Origin of the sequence: Steroidobacter sp., from assembly GCF_016790065.1 — a bacterium.
Taxonomy (GTDB): Bacteria; Pseudomonadota; Gammaproteobacteria; order Steroidobacterales; family Steroidobacteraceae; genus Steroidobacter.
The window spans coordinates 1-7,478 of record NZ_JAEUPY010000363.1; the positions used below are offsets into that span (position 1 = coordinate 1).

The following is a 7,478-nucleotide window of genomic DNA, read 5'->3' on the forward strand; positions in this document are numbered from 1 at the left end:
TTCCGGCACGCCTTCGTTCTTGTTGTAGTCCGCAGCCACCAGGAAGTGTCCGCGCCCTTCGCTCAGCGACGTGCCCCAAGCGGCCGAGAGTCGAGTGTCTTCGGCGTCGCCGTGCTCGGACTGGCCGTATTGCGCGTTGAATTTGCCGCCTTCGAGCTGGTCGTCATAGATCAGGTTGACGACGCCGGAGATGGCGTCGGAGCCCCACGCTGCCGAAGCACCGCCGGTCACCACTTCGACCCGGCCGATGGCCAGCGACGGCACCGCGTTCAAATCGACGTTACCGAATTCATCGAACGGCGTGCCACGGCGGCCGTTCAACAGCACCAGGTTGCGGTTGGTGCCGAGGCCGCGCAGGTCGACTGCGTTGATGCCGTTCTGGCGGCTGTTCAAACCCGTGGAAGCCGGCGTGATGGTCCCGGCGAACGCCGGTATTTCATTGATCACGTTGGCAATATTGGTGGCGCCGCGTTGCTCGACTTGGGCGGCGTCGAGCACCGAAACCGGGGTCGGCGCTTGGAAGCCGCTGTGCTCGATGCGCGAGGCGCTGACCGTCAGCTCCTCGATCGGCCCCGCGTCTGCCGCATCCTCAGCGGCAAGGGCAAATTGGCTGCCAAACACACACGCAGCCCCGAACATAGCCTGCGCCAGTCGGCGCTTCGAATAGACATTCATGGCCAGACCCCCAACTCTTTGTTGGAGCTAGGCTAGGCCATAAATATCCTAACAGTCAAAATTTTCTCTCAATAGAGAAAGCCCGACCTGAAGCTGCAGCTTTTACGCAACGCCGCCCAGCGCCCGGTACAGCAGCGACAAGTTCTGGAGTCGTCGTAGCCGGGCTTGCGCCAGGGATACTTCCGCCGAGCGGCGGGTCTCCTGCGCCTCGAGCCAGCTACGCAACGGTGTCGCGCCGACGCGATAACGCACGCTGTACAACCGCTCCACTTCCACAGCTTCGTCGTAGGATCGTTGGGTTGCTTGCAGCTGTGTTTCCAACGCAGTCAGCGCCGACAACGCGTTGTCCACATCGGCGAACGCACGAAACAACGCATCACGGAAACCGTTGACCGCAATCGCGTAGTCCTGCTTCGCAATGGCAACGTTGAGGCGCTGCTGATTCCATTGCAGGAACGGCAACGCAATGCCGGCGCCCAACGTAGCCACCGGATTGGACAACACATCGCTCAACGAAACGCTGCCGCTACTTACTCCGCCGGTCAAAGTGACCGCAGGGTAATAGCTGGCGCGTGTCACACCGACGCTCGTCAACACTCCGCGCAAACGTAACTCCGCCGCGCGCAGATCCGGACGACGGCCAAGCAACTCGGCCGGCAAACCTTCGCGCACCGTCGGCATTTCAAACGCCGCCAGCTGCCCGGGCTCATCTGCCTGCGGCCACGGCGTGCCATCGAGCAACACCGTCAGCGCGTTGCGCACTTCGACGCGAGATTGCAGCAGCTGACTGTGCGCCGCCAACTCGCTCTGATAATTCTGTTCGGCTTCGCGTGCTTCCAATCGAGAAACATCGCCGGCGTTGAACTGCACTTGCACCAGTCGTTGCGTGGTACGCAAACGTTCGATGCTGGATTCGCTGGCCACGATGCGTTGATTCAGAAACGCCAGCTGCCAATACAGATCGCAGGTCTCGCCGATCAGCGCGAGTCGAGTGCTTTCCAAATCTTCGGCGGTGGCCTGCGCTTCCCAACGAGCGATGTCATGTTGATTACGCAGCCGACGCCACAAATCCACTTCATAGCCAACGCCGACACCGGCGCTGTAGCTCTTCGAGCTGTTGGCAGGTCCACGCAGCGACTTGCTGTAACTACCGCTCACCGAAGCATCGAGCTGCGGCAACAGATCGTCGAACGCCAGGCCCGCGACCAACTTCGCCCGTTCCAATGCCAAGCCCGCCGTCGCGATATCGGTATTCGCGGCCAGCATTTTTTCGACCAGACGATTCAAACGCTCGTCGCCGAACTGTTGCCACCACGGACCGGCAGCTGCCACCGTGCTGTCCTCGGCGGAGAGTTTTACGGGCTCGCTAGGCGCATTTTTTTCGCTGTCGCCACGGCCGTACTCAGCCGCGACCGACGGTTGCGCCGCCGGTGACATCGGCGTCGACGAGCATCCAGACAAGGCGGCGATGGTCAACGCCACCGCAATTCGCAGTCGATAGCTCATTCGCGCGCCAACGCCTCCACCGGATCCAAGCTCGCAGCACTGCGTGCCGGAAGAAAACCAAAGATCACACCGATCAACGTGGCGCACAGGAACGCCGCGACGATCGAGAAGTTAGAAAACACCATCGCGAAGCTGCCGCCAGCGACGAATTGTGACAACACGCCCAAGCCGAGCGCCAACAACACGCCAAGCACGCCGCCGATCAAACAAACCAGCACGGCTTCGATCAGGAACTGTTGCAAGATATCGCTCTGCCGTCCGCCGACGGCGACTCGCACACCGATCTCGCGAGTACGCTCGGTCACCGAGACCAGCATGATGTTCATCACGCCGATGCCGCCCACCAACAATGCGATGGCAGCGATGGAGCCGATCAGCAACGTCATGGTGCGAGTGGTCGCCTCGATGGACTCACGAATCTCGGCGCTGCTGCTGATGAAGAAGTCTTCACGGCCGTGACGCAGGATCAGAAAGCGCGTGATGGCCGCCTGCGCCGCCGCCATGGGCGTGTCGTCGGCAACTCGCACCGTGATGCTGGACAGATAGTTCTGACCGAGCATGCGACCCAACATGGTCGAATACGGCACCCACATGTTCAGACTGTTGCTGCCGCCACGGCTCCAACCGCTCTGGCGCTTGGCCACGCCGATGACGCGGCAAGGCACCGAGCCGAGCATGATGATCTTGCCGATCGGGCTTTCGCCGCTGTGGTCGAAGAACTGCGCCCGGGTGTTCTCATCGATCACCACGCTCTGCGCCATGTAACGAATCGCGTCCGCGTCGAACAACGAGCCTTCCAGCAGCTTGGTGCCCAACACCTGAAAGTATTGATGACCGACACCCTGAATCTGCGCGCTCGCCGAAGCGCTGCCGTACAACGCCGTCACCGACGTAGAAACATTGGGCGTGACGCTGTGGACGTAGCTCTGCTCCGCCAACGCGATGGCGTCGGTGGCTCGTAGCGTTTGTACTCGTCCCGCTCGCATATCGCCCCAGCTGCGTCCGGGATAGATATCGATGGTGTTGGTGCCGAGCGAACCGATGTTGTTCAGCACTTGCTGTTGCGAACCCTTGCCGAGCGCGACCACCGACACCACCGAGGCGATGCCGATGATGATGCCGAGCATGGTCAAAAACGTGCGCAGCCGATGCGCGGCCATGGACAGCAGCGCCATGCGCAACGATTCCAGGAAACGGTCGCGCTGAACCTGCCAGCTCGCGGCCAGCGACTTCTTTTCCGGCTCCGGATGCGCATGCGTCATCTGCACCTTGGCATTGCCGCGGTCGGCGACGATGCAACCGTCGCGGATTTCGATGATGCGCTCGGCGTGCTCGGCCACGTTCATGTCGTGGGTCACGAGGATGATGGTGTGACCTTCCTCACTCAGCTCGGAGAGGATCTTCATCACCTCTTCACCGGAATGACTGTCCAACGCGCCGGTCGGCTCGTCGGCGAGAATGACCTTGCCGCCATTCATCAGCGCACGCGCGATGCTGACGCGCTGCTGCTGACCGCCGGACAGTTGGCCGGGCTTGTGATGCATACGCTCTTTCAAACCCAAGCGACCGAGCAGCGCTTGCGCACGCTCGTGACGGCTCGACCGAGTAACGCCTGCGTACACCGCCGGCATTTCTACGTTGCCGATGGCGCTCAAATCGGTCAGCAAGTGATAGCGCTGGAAAATGAAGCCGAAGTGTTCGCGGCGCAGCTCGGCCTGTTCATCGGGAGTCATGCTGGCCACTTCGCGTCCGGCCACCTTGTAAGTGCCGTACGTGGGCCGGTCCAAGCAGCCCAGAATGTTCATCAACGTCGACTTGCCCGAGCCCGAAGCACCGACGATGGCGACCATCTCGCCTTCGTGGATGTCCAGGTCGACGTCCTTGAGCACGGTGAGCACTTCATCGCCAGCGGGAAACTCCCGCCGGATGCCGCGCAATTGCAGTAGTGGCGCGCCCATGATCAATAGAACAACGAGCGACGACGGCCGCCACCGCCACCGCCACCCTGACCGGAGTCGGCCTTGGCGGTAGCTTCGCCGACCACGACCTTCTCGCCTTCGGACACGCCTTCGAGCACCTGGGCGTTGACGTTGTTGTCGATACCGATGGTGACTCGTCGCTGGCTGGGCGTGCCGTCGTCACCGATCACGGTGACCAGATGAGCACCATCGGAGTCGCGTTCGCCGAGTGCGCTGGACGGAATGGTCAACGCACCTTTGGCCTCGCCGAGCACCACGCTGACCTGGGCCGTCATGGAGATGCGCAATTCGCTGTTGGGATTGGGGACTTCGAACAGACCGTTGTAATAGGTGGCCTTGGTGGTGCTGCTGGCGCTGCTCGAGGCGCTGGAGGTGGTTTCGCTTTGAATCGACTCCGGCGCCGGCTCCACGGTGCGCAACTTGGCGTAGTAGCGCTTCAACGGGTCGCCGAGAATGGTGAAGTACACGGTCTGGCCGGGACGCACGCGAATCACGTCGGCTTCGGAAATCTCGGCGCTGACGGTCATCACGTCCAGCTTTGCCAGCTTCACGATGGTGGGCGCGGACTGATTGGCGTTGACGGTCTGGCCTTCCTTAGCGACCAGTGCCACTACCGTGCCGTCCATCGGCGCGCGGATTTTGGTGTAGCTCAGATTCGCCAGGGCGGTATCGACACGCGCCGAGGCCTGCTCGATTTGCGCATCGAGCGCTTCGATCTGCGCACGGGTAGACTGCAGCACGGCTTCGGCGCTTTCGAAGTCGGCCCGCGAGCTGGCCTCTTCGGCCAACATCATTCTCTGACGTTCGAACGCCAGGCTGGCCTCTTTCAAACTGGCCTGCTGCACGCTGCGTTGAGCTTTGACGCTGGCCAGCGCGGCCTGCGCATTACGCAGCTCGTTTTCCTGAGTGATGGCGTCGATCTCGGCGATGGCATCGCCGGCTTTGACCTTGTCGCCCAGCTTCACGCGCAGCGATTTGATCTGACCGGACACCTGCGCGCCCACACTGACCATCCGCGAGGCCTCCAAAATGCCCGCGGCCAACACCGTCGCCTCGATATCCGCGATAGCGGCCGGCGCAGTCGCAAAGCTGGGTGGCGGCTCATCGCGCAACGATGCCCAGATCCCGCCTGCGATCACGGTGACTCCCGCCACCACGCCCACGACTTTAGCCACAGCGCCAAATGCTGAATTTTTCATGGCGTGGAGTGTCCGGCCCAGGCGCCGCGGGCTCAATGCACGAAACGTGTCGCTTTGTATCGAGTGCAGCGCCAACGTATCGCTTTGTATCAACCGCTGGCCGCGGATACATGCCGAAACAAATTACCGGCGGCCTGCGCTAGAATTTGCCGAATGCAACGCTTGTTGATCGTGGATGACGACGTCGAGATCCGTACCTTGCTGGCCGAACAGCTGGGGCAAGCGGGCTTTATCGTCGCCACTGCCGGCAGCGGCGCGGAAATGCGCAAAATCATGGCCCGCGAGCACGTCGATCTGGTGGTGCTGGACTTGAACTTGCCGGGCGAGGAAGGCCTCACCTTATGTCGCGATCTGCGGGCCGGCTCGACCATTCCTGTCATCATGCTGACGGCGCGCCGCGAGGCCATCGACCGGATCTTGGGCCTGGAAATGGGCGCCGACGACTACTTGACCAAGCCGTTCGAACCTCGCGAATTGCTGGCACGCGTGCGCAATGTGCTAAGACGCACGACCGCTTTGCCAAGCACGCTGGCACCGGTGAGCAAAGGCAAAGCGAAATTTGCAGGTTGGACGCTGGATTTGCAAAAGCGCCATTTGACCGATCCCCACCATCGCGTGGTGGTGCTGTCGGGCGCCGAGTTCCGACTCATGCGAGTGTTCATCACTCATCCAAACCGTGTCATGACTCGCGAACAGTTGGTGACGCTGAGCGGCGGCCGCAGCTACGAGGCCCAGCAACGCGCCATCGATCTACAGGTGAGCCGGCTACGACATAAGCTCGGTGACGACCGCAGCGAATCGGCGCTCATCAAAACCGTCCGCAACGAAGGCTACGTGCTGGCCGCGACCGTCGAGATGGAATGAACCGACTGCAGCGATTTTTCGCGTCCATGACCGGCCGGATCTTCACCATCCTGCTGATCGGCATGGTGGGCGCGGCATTGATCGCCACCGCCATCACCGGCGCCACCAGCAATCGACAGTTTTCCGAACAGCTGCTGGAACGTACCGCCGATCGGCTCGAGTCCTACGCCGAAATTCTCGACGCCGTTCCGGCGGCACGCACCGTCGCCTCCGAAGTCATCAGCAGCAACGTGCGGCTGCAACCGCATAACGCTCCGAGCACCGACCCCGATCCGGAATTTCGCGAGGTGCTGATCAAACGTGGCGGTGTGCTCGCCTCCGCTGACGCTCATTTCGCGCAACCCAATGTGTGTCTGCCGGAGCTGTATGGCGGCAGCAGCAGCACCTCCGAGGACGGCGGCGAACAGTTCTGGCGCGACCCGGAAATCCGCAAGGCCATCGATCCCATCTACGATCGTATTCGTAGTCGCAATCGGCCGCGCACCTCGATGATCGCGCGCCCAACGTGTCGACTGGTCGACATCACGTTGACCGATGGCACGCATTACCGCCTGAGCGTGGACACGCCTTGGATAGAGCGCGAACGCAGCCGGCTGTTCGATCCTTTGCTGTTGTCTTTGTTGGTCGCTGCCGTCGGCGTACTCGCCTACTTCGTCGCACGCATCGCCAGCGCGCCATTGCATCGCTTGTCGGACGCCGCCACCGATTTGGGCCAAGATCTGGATCGGCCGCCCGTGGATGTTTCCGGGCCCAGCGAAGTTCAGCGCGCTGCCGAGGCGTTCAACTCGATGCAACAGCTGCTGAAACAGCACGTCAACGAGCGCACTCACATGCTCGCTTCGATCACGCACGATCTGCAGACACCGCTGACGCGACTTCGACTACGGCTGGAGCGCATCGACGACGAAGCCTTGCGTGATCGCTTGGTCGGCGACCTGAGCGCCATGAATGAGCTGATCGATGAAGGCTTGGAACTGGCTCGCAGCGCCGAGACTTCCGAGCCGCGCGTCATGCTAGACCTGGACTCGCTGCTGGAAAGCTTGGTTGAAGATGCCGCCGATGCCGGCGCTCAGGCCGAGTTCCAACAAGGCTGCGGCGCCGTGCTACAGCTACGCCCGTTAGTGGCGCGTCGACTGTTTTCAAACCTGATCGATAACGCCATCAAGTACGGCGGTTGCGCACTCGTGTCCTCGATCCGCAGCGGCACTGAAGTAGCCGTGCAGATTGCCGACCGTGGCCCTGGCGTGCCACCCGA

At 61.9% G+C, this 7,478-nt stretch carries 6 protein-coding genes; 2 read left to right on the forward strand and 4 right to left on the reverse strand.

Annotated elements, in window-relative coordinates:
* The 4 genes from JNL55_RS15070 to JNL55_RS15085 form a co-directional block, all read right to left on the reverse strand.
* A partial coding sequence (locus JNL55_RS15070) for a TonB-dependent receptor plug domain-containing protein (protein ID WP_293854869.1) occupies positions 1–675 on the reverse strand: 675 nt, incomplete at its 3' end.
* A 102-nt stretch (positions 676–777) separates the two neighbouring features.
* Positions 778–2,181: an efflux transporter outer membrane subunit gene (locus tag JNL55_RS15075; protein WP_293854872.1), complete on the reverse strand. Its 1,404-nt coding sequence runs from the start codon at positions 2,179–2,181 to the stop codon at positions 778–780.
* Positions 2,178–4,139, reverse strand: coding sequence for a MacB family efflux pump subunit (locus JNL55_RS15080; RefSeq protein ID WP_293854875.1), 1,962 nt, complete (start codon positions 4,137–4,139; stop codon positions 2,178–2,180). Before JNL55_RS15080 ends, JNL55_RS15075 begins: the two co-directional genes overlap by 4 nt.
* Positions 4,140–4,141: 2 nt before the next feature.
* Complete coding sequence (locus JNL55_RS15085) at positions 4,142–5,359, reverse strand: efflux RND transporter periplasmic adaptor subunit (protein ID WP_293854880.1); 1,218 nt, start codon at positions 5,357–5,359, stop codon at positions 4,142–4,144.
* A gap of 153 nt (positions 5,360–5,512) precedes the next feature.
* Between JNL55_RS15085 and JNL55_RS15090 the strand changes: the two genes are divergently transcribed.
* Complete coding sequence (locus JNL55_RS15090) at positions 5,513–6,223, forward strand: response regulator (protein WP_293854883.1); 711 nt, start codon at positions 5,513–5,515, stop codon at positions 6,221–6,223.
* Positions 6,220–7,478 (forward strand): HAMP domain-containing protein (locus JNL55_RS15095; protein ID WP_293854886.1); only part of this gene is annotated, 1,259 nt, incomplete at its 3' end. The genes JNL55_RS15090 and JNL55_RS15095, both read left to right, overlap by 4 nt.